Source organism: Ralstonia sp. Ralssp135, from assembly GCF_047304345.1.
Taxonomy (GTDB): Bacteria; Pseudomonadota; Gammaproteobacteria; order Burkholderiales; family Burkholderiaceae; genus Ralstonia; species Ralstonia chuxiongensis.
This window is the reverse complement of sequence record NZ_JBGLYZ010000026.1, coordinates 1-15766: the sequence shown is the minus strand read 5'-3', so window position 1 is coordinate 15766 and position 15766 is coordinate 1. Positions and strand designations below refer to the sequence as shown.

General features: G+C 65.3%; 12 protein-coding genes. 5 read left to right on the top strand and 7 right to left on the bottom strand.

Annotated elements, in window-relative coordinates; translation table 11 throughout:
- Window positions 1–38: 38 nt before the first annotated feature.
- From ACCD03_RS17480 to ACCD03_RS17465, 4 genes are all read right to left on the bottom strand, one after another.
- A complete protein-coding gene (locus tag ACCD03_RS17480; protein WP_045202433.1) occupies window positions 39–341 on the bottom strand; it encodes a CBU_0592 family membrane protein in 303 nt (100 codons plus the stop codon).
- 66 nt (window positions 342–407) lie between these two features.
- Entirely contained in the window at window positions 408–1208 is an 801-nt protein-coding gene (locus ACCD03_RS17475) for a TorF family putative porin (protein ID WP_325648493.1), read from the bottom strand.
- Window positions 1208–2929, bottom strand: a complete 1722-nt coding sequence (betA, locus tag ACCD03_RS17470) for a choline dehydrogenase (protein WP_325648491.1) — start codon at window positions 2927–2929, stop codon at window positions 1208–1210. The genes ACCD03_RS17475 and betA overlap by 1 nt, the downstream gene beginning before the upstream one ends.
- Window positions 2930–2946: 17 nt before the next feature.
- Entirely contained in the window at window positions 2947–4470 is a 1524-nt protein-coding gene (locus ACCD03_RS17465; RefSeq protein WP_325648489.1) for an aldehyde dehydrogenase family protein, read from the bottom strand.
- Between the two features lie 267 nt (window positions 4471–4737).
- Between ACCD03_RS17465 and ACCD03_RS17460 the strand changes: the two genes are divergently transcribed.
- The 3 genes from ACCD03_RS17460 to ACCD03_RS17450 all read left to right on the top strand — a co-directional run bounded on the left by ACCD03_RS17460 (window position 4738) and on the right by ACCD03_RS17450 (window position 7742).
- Window positions 4738–6183, top strand: coding sequence for a PAS domain-containing protein (locus tag ACCD03_RS17460; protein WP_413412408.1), 1446 nt, complete (start codon window positions 4738–4740; stop codon window positions 6181–6183).
- A gap of 189 nt (window positions 6184–6372) precedes the next feature.
- The gene (locus ACCD03_RS17455; RefSeq protein WP_045202429.1) at window positions 6373–7443 is read left to right on the top strand and encodes a DMT family transporter; all 1071 of its coding nucleotides are present in this window, start codon (window positions 6373–6375) and stop codon (window positions 7441–7443) included.
- Window positions 7440–7742, top strand: coding sequence for a hypothetical protein (locus ACCD03_RS17450; protein ID WP_045202427.1), 303 nt, complete (start codon window positions 7440–7442; stop codon window positions 7740–7742). Before ACCD03_RS17455 ends, ACCD03_RS17450 begins: the two co-directional genes overlap by 4 nt.
- A 178-nt stretch (window positions 7743–7920) precedes the next feature.
- On the opposite strand, the gene ACCD03_RS17445 is transcribed toward ACCD03_RS17450, so the two are convergent.
- Entirely contained in the window at window positions 7921–10023 is a 2103-nt protein-coding gene (locus ACCD03_RS17445; protein ID WP_413412407.1) for a phosphocholine-specific phospholipase C, read from the bottom strand.
- Between the two features lie 681 nt (window positions 10024–10704).
- On the opposite strand from ACCD03_RS17445, the gene ACCD03_RS17440 reads away from it, so the two are divergent.
- Complete coding sequence (locus tag ACCD03_RS17440; RefSeq protein ID WP_413412406.1) at window positions 10705–12672, top strand: NRPS-independent rhizoferrin synthetase; 1968 nt, start codon at window positions 10705–10707, stop codon at window positions 12670–12672.
- Entirely contained in the window at window positions 12669–13913 is a 1245-nt protein-coding gene (locus ACCD03_RS17435; RefSeq protein ID WP_413412405.1) for a rhizoferrin export MFS transporter, read from the top strand. Before ACCD03_RS17440 ends, ACCD03_RS17435 begins: the two co-directional genes overlap by 4 nt.
- Here the strand turns inward: ACCD03_RS17435 and ACCD03_RS17430 are convergent.
- Window positions 13901–15103, bottom strand: coding sequence for a VanZ family protein (locus tag ACCD03_RS17430; RefSeq protein ID WP_325648671.1), 1203 nt, complete (start codon window positions 15101–15103; stop codon window positions 13901–13903). The genes ACCD03_RS17435 and ACCD03_RS17430 overlap by 13 nt on opposite strands.
- Before the next feature lie 104 nt (window positions 15104–15207).
- Window positions 15208–15766, bottom strand: a 559-nt coding sequence (locus ACCD03_RS17425; RefSeq protein ID WP_413412404.1) for an ABC-type transport auxiliary lipoprotein family protein, incomplete at its 5' end; no start/stop codon positions are given.

Sequence of the window (15766 nt, the reverse complement as noted above, 5' to 3'; positions counted from 1 at the left end):
CGCGTACGTCGACGCGGTTTTGACCGTGAGTGGCGAACCTACTGCTGCGCTGGATGCCCTGGGCGCGGCGCGCCAGCGGGTTCCGCTACCGGGCGCCCCGCCTGCTTATTGCGCCACCAGCCCATCAGCGTCAACGCCAGCCAGAAGAACTGGGTAAGAAACGACGCGAGATTGAACGAGCCCATCAGCGAAATCAGGATGCAAATCGGTCCAAGCAGGTTGAGGCGAACGGCGAATGCGCCGGTCGGCGGCTTATGCAGGACCTGCACACCAAAGTGCGCAGAAACATAAGCGGCGACGCCGACCAGACCGACAACGTCGGTAAAACCCAGGGAGGCCATGGTGTGTGCTTTGAAAGCAGAGGTTGTGGAGAAAGGGGTTGCAGGTAGAGAGCCGTCGCCCGCCGCTCAATACGTGGCCGTCAACTTGAGTGCGACCGTGCGTCGGCCGAGCGTCATGCGATCTGCTCCATTGCGCGCGGAGAGCTGATGCGCATAGGCAGATGCATCCGCACCAGTCAAAGCAGCAGACAGCGTCAGGAACTTGTTGATGGGCCGCGAGAGTTCAATGCGGTAATCCGTGAAGCTGAATGCGCTGTGGTTGCGCACGTGCTCGTGGCCGACGTGCAGGCCGAGTGTGAAGTCGTTGGGCAAGGGCACGGCCCAGTTGGCTTCGGCGTAGGTGGAACCGCGGCTGCCGCGATCGATGCCGTCAGCCAGCGAATTGCCATCGAAGCCGAAGTAGTTCGACAGCGTGGTCCATAGCTTGACCGACACGCCGCGCCAGCCGGCGCCGACCATCCATTCCGTGTAGTCGTAGCCGGTGGCGGGGCCGCCGCCGACAGCCTTGTCGTAGCGTGTACCGGGGTACCAGTAGCGGTAGAGCCCGGTGGTCAACTCCACGCCATGCGCAACGGTCGCGGCATAGCCGAGGTAGGTATCGATCTCGGCATGCGCACCTGCGATGACGTGATCACTGACTTGGGAGCCCCACACACCGGCATAGAAACCGCTTGGCGCGGTGTAATCAACGCCGGCTTGCAGGGCAGGTTTTCCCCATGTCTGGCGCAGGCCGCGCGACACATATTGCGAAACAACCGATGCATTGGCCGACCAGCGCTTGTCCTCGCTGGCCGGCACGTCATCCGCCAGCGCAGCAGCGCAGGCCGCCGCCCCGCCCAGCATCGTCGCGACCTTGTGCCAGCGCATCAGGCCACCACCAGTTCACTGGCGACCAGCGGTTTGGCCGGCGCCTGCAGCGGCGATTTGCCATGCACATAGAACGCCGCGTCGGAGCGCGCGAGCGGCGCCACACCGCGAATCCGGTCGGCGATCTTCTCCGCCATCATGATCGTCGGCGCATTCAGGTTGCCGGTAACGATGCGCGGCATGATCGCCGCGTCGACCACGCGCAGGCCCTCCAAGCCGTGCACGCGGCCTTCGTTGTCAACCACTGCCATCGGATCGTCTGCTGAACCCATCTTGCAGGTGCAAGACGGATGCAGGGCGGTCTCGGCGTGATGGCGCACGAAGGCGTCGATCTCGGCGTCGGTCTGCACGCTCGGGCCGGGGCTGATTTCGCGACCGCGATATTGATCGAAGGCACGCTGCGCGATGATGTCGCGCGTGATCCGCACGCCGGCGCGAAACTCGCGCCAATCCACATCGTGCGCCATGTAGTTGAAGAGGATGCGCGGCTTGTCACGCGGATCACGCGAAGCGAGCTTCACGTGGCCCGTGGATGGCGAGCGCATCGAACCCACGTGGCATTGGAACCCATGCATCTTCACCGGGTTGCTGCCGTCGTAGTTCACGGCCAGCGGCAGGAAGTGGTACTGAATGTTTGGCCACTCGAAGCTGTCATCGCTGCGAATGAAGCCACCCGCCTCGAAGTGGTTGCTGGCGCCAGGGCCGGTGCCGTGCATGTACCACTCCAGCCCGACCTTCGGCTTGTTATACCAGAGCGTGTTTTCGTAGATCGACACCGGACGCAGGCACTCGTACTGGATGTACATCTCCAGGTGGTCCTGCAGGTTCTCGCCCACGCCCGGCAGGTGCGCGACCGAGTGGATGCCCATCTCACGCAGGTCATCGGCATTGCCCACGCCTGAGCGCTGCAGCAACTGCGGCGAAGCGATGGCGCCACTGGTGACGATCACTTCGCGGCGCGCACGCCATGTTTCGCGGTTGCCATCCATCAGCGCCTCGACGCCCACGGCACGCGGGCCATCGAAGATCACGCGATCGGCCAGCACGCGCGGCAGCACGGTCAGCGTGGGTCGCTTGCGTGCGTTGTCGAGATAGCACAGCGATGTGCTGGCGCGGCGGCCCTTGGCGGTCACGGTGCGGTCCATCGGGCCCAGACCTTCCTGGCGATAGCCGTTCAGATCGTCGGTGGCCGGGATACCGGCTTGCTCGCCGGCTTCGATAAAGGCGTGGAACAGCAGGCTGTTGTCGTGCTTGGGCGTGGTCACCTGCAGGGGGCCGGAATCGCCATGCCAGTCGTTGGCGCCCTTGTCATACGTTTCCGATTTGCGGAAGTACGGCAGGCAGTCGGCATAGGTCCAATCGTCCAACTGAAAATCGCTCGCCCAGCGCTCGTAGTCCATCGCGTTGCCGCGAATGAAACACATGCCGTTGATAAGCGATGAGCCGCCCAGCCCCTTGCCGCGGCCTTGCGACATGCGGCGGTTGTTCATGTGCGGCTCGGGCTCGGTTTCGTAGGCCCAGTTATACGTGGTGCCCTGCAGCGGATACGCCAGCGCCGCCGGCATCTGCGTGCGGAAATCCCAGCGGTGGTCGGGACCGCCTGCTTCAAGCAGCAACACGGTCACGTCCGGGTCTTCGGTCAGGCGCGCAGCCAGCACGCAGCCAGCCGAGCCCGCGCCCACAATGATGTAGTCGTATTCCTGTGCGGTATTCGTGGTCAAAACATGCCCTCCCGTTCTTACTCAGCGTCCGCACCGAACCAGCCCATCGGCTGCGGAGCGAGGTTGATGTAGCTGTGCTTGAGTTCGGTGTATTCGTCCAGACCGCCGCGGCCCAGCTCACGGCCAATGCCGCTGGCCTTGTAGCCGCCCCACGGTGCCTCGGGAAAGTACGGGTGATAGTCGTTGGCCCACACGGTGCCGAAACGCAACGCGCGGGTCACGCGGTTGGCCCGATTGAGATCAGCCGTCCACACCGCGCCGGCCAAACCGAACGGCGTGGCGTTGGCGCGGCGCACTGCTTCTTCTTCCGTGGAAAAGCGCTCAACGGTCAGCGCCGGGCCAAAGATTTCTTCGGTGGCGATCTTCATGTCGTCACGCACGTTGGTCAGCACGGTCGGCTCCAGCCAGAAGCCTCGTTGGAATGCCTCGCCTTCCGGTGCCTTGCCGCCACAGCGCAGCACCGCGCCTTCCTGCACGCCGGCCTGAATCATGTTGATGATCTTCTGGCGCTGGAAGGCGGATTGCACTGGGCCCATCTCCGTGCCTTCAGCGAAGCCATTGCCCACGCGGATGCGTTTGACGCGCTCGACCAGCGCATCGACAAAGCGGTCGTGGATACCATCCTGCAGCATCAGGCGCGATCCGGCCGAGCACACTTGGCCCGCATGGAAGAACGCCGCGTTGACTGCGTAATCGACGGCGGTATCGAAATCCGCATCGTCAAAAATGATGTTCGGGTTCTTGCCGCCCAACTCCAGGCCGATCTTCTTGAAGTTGCCGATAGCGGCGCTCATGACTGCCGCGCCTGCAACAGCGCCGCCCGTGAACGACACGAGATCCACATCGAGGTTGCGCGACAGCTCGGCACCAGCTTCACCTGCGCCCGTGACGAGGTTGAACACGCCCGCCGGCACGCCAGCTTCAATCAGCAGCTCGGTAAAGCGATGCGTGGTCAGCGGCGTCAGGTTGCTCGGCTTGACGATGACGGTGTTGCCCGCGCCCAGCGCCGGCGCGATCTTCCAGGCGGCTTGCAGCAGCGGGTAGTTCCACGGCGTGATGAGGCCGCACACGCCCACCGGCTCGCGCAGCGTGCGGCTGATGACGGTGTCCGGTGCCTCGTTGATCAGGCCGGATTCCGTGGCGACCAAGCCCGCGAAGTAGCGGAACGTCGCGGCAATGCCATCCATGTCCCAGCGGCTTTCGATGATGGTCTTGCCGGTGTTGAGCGATTCGAGCGTCGCCAGGTTCTCGGCGTCGGCGTCGATGGCGTCGGCAATGCGATTGAGCAGGCGCGCACGCTCACGCGTGCCGGTCTGGCGCCACGGGCCTTCGTCGAATGCGCGGCGGGCGGCGGCAATGGCGCGCTGCGTATCTGCCACAGAGGCATCGGCGGCCTGCGTCAGGACGTTTTCGGTGGCGGGATCAACGATGTCGCGGTACACGCCGCCTTCGGGCTGCACCCACTGACCGTCGATGTAGAGATCAAGACGAGGTGCCAGCGTGGCGGCACGGAAATCGGTGGAAAGAGAAGCTTGCGTCATATCCAGTACCCCTATGGATGATGGGGCGCGCAAAGAAGTCGGCGCCCGAAATGCCGGCACGGTGGCGTTGTCAGACGCCAATCCGGTGCGGCGACCCTGAAATTCACTGATAGTGTTTTTATTTACCTTTGGAGAATTTTCGACTAGTCTAGGAAAAATTAGTTGCTTCAGGCCAATCGTTATGGCTTAACAACATCAAATTCTGATAGATTTTTGCTATATTCAGCACGCTATACTGTCGCGAATCACTCCCAGTAAATCCACTCCATGACCGCCGCAGCACTTCCGCCGCCAGACGGCCCGCTCGATGACGACAGCTTTGCCGGCCGCCTCAAAGGGGTGCTGACGCGTGGCCGCATCCAGCTCAAGCAAGTGGCGGCAGCGCTGGGGGTGTCACCCTCCGCTGTCCACAAATGGACGCGCGGCGGCGAGATCGAATACGCCAATCTGTTGGCGCTGGCCCGCTTCCTGAACGTGAACTGGCTTTGGCTGCGCTACGGCGACCGCGCCCTGGCCGACCTGGAAGCGAGCCTGACGACCGACGCCCGCGCCCGCGAAGGCCGCCAAAAGCACATCGCCGCAATCATGGAAAGCGAGGCACGCATGACCTTCGCGCAGGAGATTTCCGGCGTGGTCACGTGGGAGTGGAACCTGCTGACGGACGCGGTCGCCTATTCGCCGAATGTCGCGCGCCTGTTTGGCCGGCCGATCCGCACGCTGGAAGATTTTTGGCAGTGCGTCCTCGCCGAAGACGTGCCGGGTGTGCAGGCCGCGGTCTCGCAGAACCTGAGTGCGGGGGGCGTCTACGAGCATGAATTCCGCATTGCCCCCGCGCCGGACGTGGTGCGTTGGATCGTCTCGCGTGCGACGCTCGTGCGCGACGCGCAGGACCGCCCGCTCAAGATGATCGGCCTGAGCCTGGACACCACTGAGCGCCACACGGCCGAAGCCGCGTTGCGCGATTCGGAGGCGCTGCTGGCCAAGGCGCAACAGATCGCACACCTCGGCAGTTGGATCTGGGAACCTGGCAGCGACGCCTGCCGCTGGACGGATGAGGCCTACCGCATCTTCGGCTGGGCGCCGCAATCCACGCCGGTGACGATGGCGCGCTATCTGGACGCCATCGTTCCCGCGGATCGTGCCCGTGTGCAGGCCGTGCTGGACCGGGCCGTCGCCTCACGGCAGCCGTATCGCGTCGAATACACCATCACCCTGCCCGACGGCTCGCGTCGCCATCTTCGTGAGGAAGGCGAAGCGCAGGACCCTTCCGCAGCCAAGCCTACGATGATCGGCGCGGCGCAGGACATTACCGCTGAAGTGGAAGCACAAGCGGCCTTCCGCGACAGCGAGGCGAAGCTGCGGACGTTGTTCGAGCAGGCGCCGGTCGGTATCGCCCAGGTCAGCCTGGAAGGCCGCTGCCTGCGCGCCAACCCGTGGCTGTGCACGCTGCTGGGCCAGCCTGAAACGGCGCTGCAGCAACGCACGCTGCTGGACCTTACCCACCGCAACGACCTCGCTAGTCATCTGCGTCAATACGGCGAGTTGCTGGCCGGTACGGTGCCCACGTATGCGCTCTCGCTGCAGTTGGTACGCGGCGATGGCTCGGCAGTGCCAGTGCGCATGACCACGTCCTTGGCGCGCGACCCGGCCACCGACGCACCGCTGCACCTGATTACTGTGGTGGATACGGTGCCGGAGATGTGCACGTCGTAGCCCTGGGTCTTGCCTGACGTCCCAGACGTCAACTTCTGACAATCCCGTCAATCATTGCGACTTTTTCCGGCACGCCTGGAGGGCCGGCATAGACTCCAAAGAACTAATAGTTAATTTCTTAACCTCCAGTAACTAAGGCGTCACACGTGTTTTCTCTGCACCTGACGCCTACAGAACAAGGAGATCGTTTTGGCCTCTTCCTCCGCCGCCCGCGCGGCACATCATCGACGCACGCTGCAATGGGGCTACCGCTGGGCGCTATGGGCGGCCATCCTCTGGGGCGCCTGGTATGTGCCGGGCACGGCCGTCTGGCATGAATCTCCGTTTGCCACGATGGACCTTTCCGATCCGCGCGTCTTCCTTGTCTGCGCGGCCGTCATCACGGCGTTCCATAGCGTCATGGTGACGCTCTTCCAGTGGGTGTGGCTCGGCTCCCTCGGCAAGCTGGGCGATTACTTCCGCACCATCGGCCAGTTCCGTAAGATCTCGCGCTGGTACTTCATTGCGGCAGTCGTCGGCGGACTGATGGCCAACTTCGGCTCCTATCTGGCGATGGGCTATGTCGGCGCCGTGTTCGCGGCAGTGGCCGGGCTGCTATATCCGGTGGTGGGCGCGACGGTCGCCAAGCTTTGGTACAACGAGCGCATCAGCGCGCGGGCGGCGGTGGGCATCGCCATCATCATCCTGGGCGGCGTGGCGATCTACGCGCCGGCACTGATGGCCGAATCGCACAGCGGCGGCAATCAGTGGATCGGCTACCTGGGCGGCGCCATGGCGGCGATCGGCTGGGGCCTGGAAGGCGCGATCGTGGGCCGCGCCATGGACGTGACCGACCCTGACTGCGGGGTCTCCATCCGTTACACCGCCGAGGCCATCTATTGGGTCGTCTTCATCCTGCCGGCCATCGCGCTGTTTGCGCATGTGCCTGTGCCGGTTACGGAGATTGCCTCGGGTATTGTCCACAGCAAGGCGCTGCTGTGGCTGGTCGTGGGCGGCGTCACCTTCTCGTTCTGCGCGGTGGCCTGGTACAAGTCATTCCCGCTGATCGGCGTGGGGCGCGGTCAGGCGCTGGGCGCGTTCTACGCGATGTTCGCCACCTTCTTCACCGCCATCTTCACGCTGCAGTTTCCGGAGTGGTACTTCCTGATTGGGCTGGCGCTGGTGATCTTCGGCGGCTTCGTGATGGTGTCGGAAAGCTCCGAAAACCTGGAAGTGATCCGCGGCGGCGTGGCACCTGCAACCACGGAGACGCACGCATGAAGCTGCACATGAAGGGCTACATTCTGCAACTGCTCGCGAGCAACGACACGCTGTGGGACAGCGAAATCGCCCATCGCACCTGCATTGAATACAGCAAACCCGAAGACGAATACTGGACGGGCAGCATTCGCGCCATCCTCGCGGATCTCTACTCCGGCGGCCTGGTGCAAACGGCTGAAGACACGCTGGACGAAGCCACCGGCAAGGTGCACTTCCGCTACGCCATCACCGAGTTTGGCCGTCAACGCATGGCCGATACCGGCCTGCTCGACATCGAACCGAAGGAGACAACGCAATGACGCAATATTGGGGCTATCCGTTTGCCGATGTGCTGGCGATCGTGGTGATCGTCGGGCTGAGCGCGCTGGCGCTGTATCAAGCACGCACGTACACGAAGCAGCTCTGACGCAGAAGCGTCGGAAAAAAAGCGGCCCGCCGGCAGACCACGCCGGCGGGCCGTTTTTGCGTGGGTACCGCTTATGCGCTCAGCGCCGGATCAGACGCGCTGACGCGGCCTGTCTCAACGTGACCGGCAAGGCGACGCTCGAAGCCGGCATCGGTGCTGGCCGTGACGGTCAAGTCGTACCAGGCGTGCTGGCTGCGCAGGTCCAGGTACACCGACGCATCGTCACCGCCGCGCACTTCGCGCTGCACGCTCTCGCCCGTGTAAGCGCTTTTGATTGTGAAGACGGTGGGCGCACGGCCGTGGTTGATGAGGCGCAGTTGCAGGTTGCCGTTGGCCACGTCATAGCCTTCCTTCACTTCCAACGCATGGCCATGCGGACGCAGCAGGCCCGACAGCGCGAGCTTGCCGGCAAAGCGGCGCAGGAAGCCGTTCGGGCCGTGCACCGTGAAGTCGTAGGCGCCGCCCGCGCTCACGGCCAGCTTGTCCGACAAGCGCTTGCCCCCTTCTACCGTGTAGGTGCGCGGCGCGTCGGAGCTGCCGGCGGTGTAGACGAGGAAAGCTGCACCCACGTCGCCGGTGTTCACGAATTCCAGTTGGAACTTGCCGGCGGCTTCATCCTGGCGGCCGCGCACGAACAGTTCGTACGGCAGGGCGCGCGACGGGCGCACACCGGCTTCCTGCTTCGGTACGGCCTGCACCAGCGGCGGCAGCGGCACGTAGCTGGCGTGGCGCAGCTTGTCCTTCGGCACGTAGGCGGCGGTGCTCGGCAATGCAGGCACCACCTCGTTGGGCGTGGCGAAGTTGAACGCGGATGTCAGATCACCGCACACGGCGCGACGCCACTTCGAGATGTTCGGCGACTTCACGCGGTGCGTGCGCTTGAAGCGTTGCTCGATGAAACGGATGATCGACGTGTGGTCGAACGTTTCCGAGCACACGTAGCCGCCCTTTGACCACGGCGATACCACAAGCATCGGCACGCGCTGGCCCAGGCCGTAGCTGCCGGCTGCGTATGTACTGTTGCCCGGGAAGTATTCGCCCGTGGTGTCGACTGTCGACAGCCCATTGCTGCCCGACGATGCAAACGGCGGGACGACGTGGTCGAAGAAACCGTCGTTCTCGTCGTAGGTGATGAACACCGCGGTCTTGCTCCACACCTCGGGGTTGGAAGTCAGGACCTGCAAGACCTGATCGATATACCAGGCGCCGTAGTTGGCCGGCCAGTTCGGGTGCTCCGAGAAAGCCTCGGGCGCGGCAATCCATGACACCTGCGGCAACGTGCCGTTCTGCACATCACGCTTGAGGATGTCGAAGTAGCCGTCGCCCGCCGAGGCGTTGGTGCCGGTGCGCGCCTTGTCGTACAGCGGGTTGCCCGGCTGCGCGCCCTGGTATTGCTTGAAGTACAGCAGCGAGTTGTCGCCGTAGTTACCGATGTAGGCGTCGCTCGTCCAGCCCCAGGAGCCGGCGGCGTCCAGCCCGGTGCCGATGTCCTGATAGATCTTCCACGAGATGCCGGCAGCCTCCAGCACTTCCGGATACGTCGACCAGCCGTAGCCGGCTTCTGCGTTGTCGATCACGGGACCGCCGCCGACGTTGTCGTTGCCGACGTAGCCCGTCCACATGTAGTAACGGTTCGGATCGGTCGACGTGGGCGTGGCGCAGTGATAGGCGTCGCAGATGGTGAAGGCGTCGGCCAGCGCGTAGTGGAACGGAATGTCCTGGCGCGTCAGGTATGCCATCGTCGTGGTGCCCTTGTGCGGGACCCAGCCGTCGTAACGCCCGCCGTTGACGGCAAGGTGCGTGTCGTTCCAGCCGTGCGGCAGGTCTTGCAGGAACTGCAAGCCCAGATCCGGCGCGCTCGGGCGGAACGGCAGCACTTCGCCCACGCCTCCGGCCAGCGGCTGGTGCCACACGCTCTTGCCCGTCGGCAGCGTGACGGTGCGCGTATCGCCGTACCCACGCACGCCCTTGAGCGTGCCGAAGTAATGGTCGAACGAGCGGTTTTCCTGCATGAGGATCACGATGTGCTGCACGTCTTCGATATTGCGGTGCGCGTTATGAGCGGGAATCGCCAGCGCCTTGCGAATGCCTTCGGGCACCGCGCCCATGGCTGCGGATGCGGCAGCCAACTGGGCGGCGGAACGGAGAAAACCACGGCGACTGTTGGAGGTCATGTTCTCGTCCTGATGTCTGTGTATTTGGGGGGTGGGGGGAACAACACGGGGCAGCGACTGACTGAACGCAACGAACAAAGTCAGTCGACGGTATGAATCACAGGCGGTGCCAAGCCGTTTTGCGAGGCAACCGCGTGCGGCGGCGAGGCGGGCGGCGCGGAAGCCGGCGCGCGCACCACGGCAGGCACATGTGGGTCAGAAGCATCGCAACCGTTCAACACGAGCGCGAACAGCGCGGCAGCACCGCCACAAACGCAGGCACGCGGCGTGAAGCGCTGGCATTTCGGTTGGCAGACACAGATGACCTCCAGATGACATCGGCGAGTCCGACTGTGCTGCGCGCGCCGTCTACTCACCACGCGCTAAGGTAGAAAGGATTCATGTCGGTTACGTGAAGACGGCACGCGTCGGCTCCGTCACCCGATCTCGCACATTGATGGAATAGTGTTGCAAGTGCGAATCATTCTCATCTACACTGCAGCGCACCAAATGGCGCCACCGCGCAGCCGACCAGGCTGTTTGCGTTGCGCACATACCTAGAAGAACGAGCCTCCCTTGCAGCCCCTCAGGGAGGGCGTTGCACTCCCGCCTGTCTCTGAAGCGGCCCCTACATCTGGACCCCCTGTGTTGCAGGGCCGAGCCCCGCTCGCCTGCACACGCTCATGTCCCGTAGGAGCCCTCGTGCAACGTCGATCCGATACCGCCGCCAAGACCCAAACCGCATCCGCTGCCGCCGCGGCCGGCAACTTCCGTCTTGAATCCATTCCCGCGCTGCTCGAAGTTGGCGTGCAGGCCGAGCATTGGTCAGCGGCACAACAACTGGCACGGCGGCGAGTGCTGTCGCGCCTGCTCCAGGCGCTGTTTCGTGAAGCGCTGCTCAACGCAGACCAGCTCATCGCCGATACCCGCGCCGATGTGACGTTGCTGCCGATCTGGCAGCAGCGCGTGCTGTTGCGTTTCACCGGCTTGCGGCCGGGCGCGCTCGGCAGCTGGACATTGACGGGCGACGTCGCTGTGCTGGCGCACGACCGCCCGCCGACGCCCATTGAACGTCCATCCGCCCTGCTCCACTGGCTCGCGCCAATGCTGGACATTGGCGATGCCACCGACGCCCACCGCCTGGCCGCCATCGCCCGGCTCGCGACGGAACTGGACAACAGCCAGGACAACGACACGCTGTGCCAGGCCTATCGACTGGTCTGGGGCGAGCGTCTAGCCGCCGAGCATCGCGTTGCGGCGTCGCAGGACGCGCTGGCCCTGCTCTGCGGCGATGGCACGCCGCACGCCCTGGCGCGTACCGAGCAGTGGGGCACCGGCGGGCATCCGTGGCATCCGGCCTACAAGACACGGTTGGGGCTTGCTCCTGAACAGGTCATCGCGCTCTCACCAGAGTTCGAGGCTCAGGTGCCCATCGGTTTGGTGGCCGTCGCGGCGCATCGCCTGCAGGTCACCACGATGGACGGTGTGCAGCCGTACGCCAACTGGTTCGCGGCGACCTTCCCCCAAGCCATGGCGGCGTTTCGCAAAGCCTTGCTGGCACGCCAGCTCGCGCCCGAAGCGTGGCTGCCCCTGCCCGTACATCCGTGGCAGCGCGACACGACGCTCGGCGAGACCTTCGCCGCTGAATTTGCCGCAGGCGAACTGATCAACCTGCCGGACATCGGCATTGCCGCCCGCCCGACAATGTCATTCCGCACTGTGGCCGCGACCGACGCGCCGGGCGGCCCGATGCTCAAGCTGCCGGTCAGCATGCGGCTGACCAGCGTTGAGCGCACCGTATCGCCAAAATCGGCAGTGATGGGGCCGCGCGTGAGCGCTCTGCTGGAACGCATTCTCGCGACCGATGCAGGATTGGCGAGCGTCCTGTCGATCGTGCCCGAACGCCACGGCATACACGTGGCTGGCACGGATGACGATCGCGCCCGGCATCTGTCGATGATCGTGCGCGACAACCCCACCACGCGCATTGCCGGCAACGCGCGGCTGCTGCCGGTCGGTGCCCTCTTCACGCCGGACTTCACCGCCGACATGACGCACGCAGACGCACCCATGCTGCTCGACACCGTGTTGGCGCGCCAAGCCGACGGCACGCGCGCCGAGCGGGCCGCGCGTTTCTTCGACGCGTACCTGCGCGTCGCCATTCCGGCCATCGTCGGCCTCTATCTGCGTTACGGCATTGCTCTGGAGGCGCATCAGCAGAACACCTTCGTCGTCATCGACGCGGCCGGCATGCCGGTGCGGCTGGTTGTGCGCGACTTTGGCGACGTGAAGATCGCGCTGCCGACGCTGCAGTCACAAGGCTTCTCGATCGAGCCGTTCCGTGCCGGCCACACCACGTATCCCGATCGGGACATCCCGCGCAAGAAGCTGATCCACGCCTTCCTGCTGTGCCATATCGGTGAACTGGCGCTGGCGCTGTTTCCCGAGCACGGTAGCGTCGTCGGGCTACGCCAGTGGCATGACGCCATGCACGCCGTGTTCGAAGCCAACCGCCCAGCGCTGGATGCCGACACCTGGACGCGCGAGCGCCACGCGCTGCTCGAAGCGCCATGGACGTTCAAGACGTTCGTCCGCATGCGTCTGCGCGACCAGTCTGACGACATGCATGCCGCGCTGCCCAATCCGCTGGCCGCAGCCGCTCGCGCATGAACCCGGCAACGACTGTGGACCCGTGGCGGGGGGCCATCCGGTGGCTCCTCGTCATCCAGGCCCTTTCAATGGGCGCGATGGAAATGACGGGGCCGTTCTGGCCGCTGTTCCTGCGCGAGCTGTCGCCGGTGCCGCATGTGCCGTTCGCGTGGGTGGCGAGCGCAGCGTACTTCGCGCCGATGGCCGCCACGCTCGTCACTGCGCCATGGTGGGGCCGCCTGGCCGACCGCGTCGGGCCCAAGCCGATGATCCTGCGGGCGCTGGTCGCGCTGGCGGCATCACAGCTGTGGTCGGTCTATGCAGACTCGGCGGCCAGCGTGCTGCTGGCGCGCACGGTGCAAGGCGGGCTGGCGGGCTTTCTGGCAGCCGCGCAAATCTACGCCATGCGCGTGGCGCCGGCCGACATGCGCCGACGCGTCTTCGCCGATCTGCAGACCGTCACGGCGTGCGGCAGCTTTATGGCGCCGCCGGTCGGCGCGTGGCTCGTGGGGTGGATGGGCTTTCGCATGGCCAACACGGCGGGCGCGGTGGTCATCCTGGCGTGCATTCCGCTGGCGATGTTCTGCCTGCCCCCTATCAAGCCCGCTCCGAGATCCGAGACCGAGCGGAACGCCGATGCTCGCCAGGCACGTCGCGCTCCGCTGGGCGGTTTGGTGATCGGCCTGCTGCTTGGCATGGTGGCAGTGCAGGCCGCGCGCGTCATGCCGCAAAGCTTCCTCGCGCCGTATATCACCGAGACGCTGCATGGGTCGGTGATGCTGGCCGGTCTGGCCTACAGCGCTACGGCCGCGACACTGGCGTTGTCTGCGCGCTGGTGGGCAAAGCGTTTTGCGGGCTTGCCCGTGCATGTCACGCTGGGGCGCGTCTGCGCGTTGACCGCCGTCTGCGGCCTCACTGCGCTGTGGCAGGGCGTTGCGCAAGGGGAAGCCGCGTTCATCGCTGCGCGCCTGGCGTGGGGTCTGTGCCTTGGCGGGCTGCTGCCGGTCCTCAACAGCCTGGTGGCAGAAACCAGCCCGGAAGATCGTCAAGGTTTTGCCTTGGGGTTGTGCAGCAGCGCAGCCAAGGGCGGCGCGCTCATCGGCCTGGGCGTGGCGGGGTTGTCGACGGGTCTGTTTGGGTGGCGTGCAGGCTTTGTCGCCATGGCCGCGGTATACCTTGCGGCACTGGCGGCGCTGATTGCGGTGCGACGCGTGGCGTCACCAGAGGCGGCATCGGCGACAGCGCGTGCTCAACGCGCCTGACGTCCGGCGCGCCGCTGCAGCTGCGTCTGCTCGGCGCGCCAGGCGAGGTAGCCAAGGCCGAGAAACGGCCACAGCCAGCCGATCCATTGCGACAGGCTGTTGAAATGGACGAACCGCCCCAGCCGCCAGCTTTGCGCCGACACCCAGGAATAGGGGCTCGGCGGCAGCACGTTGGACAGGATGATCAGCGCGATCAGCAGGGCCATGGCCAGCGCACCGCGCAGCCAGCGCGGAAGACGCACCAGCAACACCAGCACCAGCGAGCCGACGACCAGCCCGAAACGCGCGCCGGATGAGAGCCAATCCCACGCGCCGCCCAACGGAAACTGCAGCACTGTCGCCCCCGCCTTCACCAGCAGCGCGCCGGCCAGCAACGCAGCCAGCAGGCGCAGCATTGGCGCCCCGCGGCGCATGGCCACGCTGGCCAGCAGCCCCGTGCCGATCCAGCTGCAAGCGGTGATGAGCGCTTCCAGCAGTTCCTGGCGCTGCAGCGCTTCCGGGTGCGCCGTCAGCTTGTCCTGCCAGTCGAACAGTTCCGGAAACCACCCGTTGAGGAAATTGACGACAAACGCATCCGGCGATGGATCGAGCAGGATGCTGCGGATCACCCCGCCCATGCTGAAGAGGAATTCCTGCGGAAAAATCTGTGCAAACGGCCACGCCAGCATCAGCAGGATCGCAAAGGTCGCATGCGGCTCGAACCAGCGGCGGCGCAGGCGGCGCAGCCCGCCGCGGTCGATCAGCCGCGCCGCAAACGGCAGCATGACGATGCCGCCCAGGAGCGCGCCCAGCGTATTCGTCGCCAGATCGACGTTGGAGGACACGCGCGTGGGCAGGTAAGTCTGGATCGCTTCCATGGCGCCCGAGAGCAGCAACCCCGCCATCAACGCCAGCAACACCGCACGCCAGCCCGTGATGCGCGGATGCAGCGCCAGCACCGTCAGCATGCCCAGCGGCATGTAGCCCCACACGTTGGTGAGCAAGTCGAAGCCGGTGTTGTAGCGCGGCAGCGGTGCGCTCAGGAAGGCAAACGGCGAGACGCCGGCGTCTGTCCAGCCGGCAAACGGATACAGGCTTGCGTAGACGACCAACAGCACGAACCACCCCAGCCCGGCGCGTGCAAGCGGCGAGTGGCGATGCGGAGTGGGTACGGCGGGTTGCGAGTGGAAGTCCGTCACCGGAAGAAGCAGCTATCTAGAAGGAGGAGCGGACATGCCCGGAAGAAACCGCCCATGATAGCGTCCGATGCCGCTCATCACGGATGGTTCCTCCATCCGGTGGAGAGGCTGAGGTATCAGCGCCGGCGCGTGCCAAATGCAGCGCCGGGCGTTGCAGGCACGGCAGAGGTTGACGCCGCCAGCGGCAAACCCGCCACCCAGTCGAGCACCTCGCCGATGGCCTTGTCGGACGCCTGCGTGAGCGCCGTCACCCCACCCGCAGCGTCAGGGCTGGGCGCAGGCGCATCGGCCTGCACCACGCGCTGGTCGATCACCCCCCGCGCCAGCGACACCGTTGCCCGCAGGCGCACCACGCCCCGGCTGGTTTCGGGCCTGTCGAACACCTGTGAAAAGTCGACCAGCTCGATACGCAGGCTCGGCACATCGGGCGTGGGATAGCCCACCACATGGCCGCGCGCGGCCGCCGCATTGCGCAAACGCGCGTCGAACAGGCTCACGGGCGATTCCACCCAGCGGCTGTTGGCGTACGCGTCGGTGCGCTGGCTTTGCGCATAGGCGAGGCGGTAGTAGATGGCATTGCCGTCCATCCAGCCGGGGCCGGCCACGTCGGCCACGCGCAAGGCGGTGGGCAGGCGTGCGCCCGCGCTGGCGGCCGGCGCGAGCCCAAAGTCATAC

Excerpts from the sequence above, each read along its gene's own strand:
- ACCD03_RS17480 (WP_045202433.1), bottom strand. The coding sequence starts at position 341 with ATGGCCTCCCTGGGTTTTACCGACGTTGTCGGTCTGGTCGGCGTCGCC.
- ACCD03_RS17475 (WP_325648493.1), bottom strand. The coding sequence starts at position 1,208 with ATGCGCTGGCACAAGGTCGCGACGATGCTGGGCGGGGCGGCGGCCTGC.
- ACCD03_RS17465 (WP_325648489.1), bottom strand. The coding sequence starts at position 4,470 with ATGACGCAAGCTTCTCTTTCCACCGATTTCCGTGCCGCCACGCTGGCA.
- ACCD03_RS17460 (WP_413412408.1), top strand. The coding sequence starts at position 4,738 with ATGACCGCCGCAGCACTTCCGCCGCCAGACGGCCCGCTCGATGACGAC.
- ACCD03_RS17450 (WP_045202427.1), top strand. The coding sequence starts at position 7,440 with ATGAAGCTGCACATGAAGGGCTACATTCTGCAACTGCTCGCGAGCAAC.
- ACCD03_RS17445 (WP_413412407.1), bottom strand. The coding sequence starts at position 10,023 with ATGACCTCCAACAGTCGCCGTGGTTTTCTCCGTTCCGCCGCCCAGTTG.
- ACCD03_RS17435 (WP_413412405.1), top strand. The coding sequence starts at position 12,669 with ATGAACCCGGCAACGACTGTGGACCCGTGGCGGGGGGCCATCCGGTGG.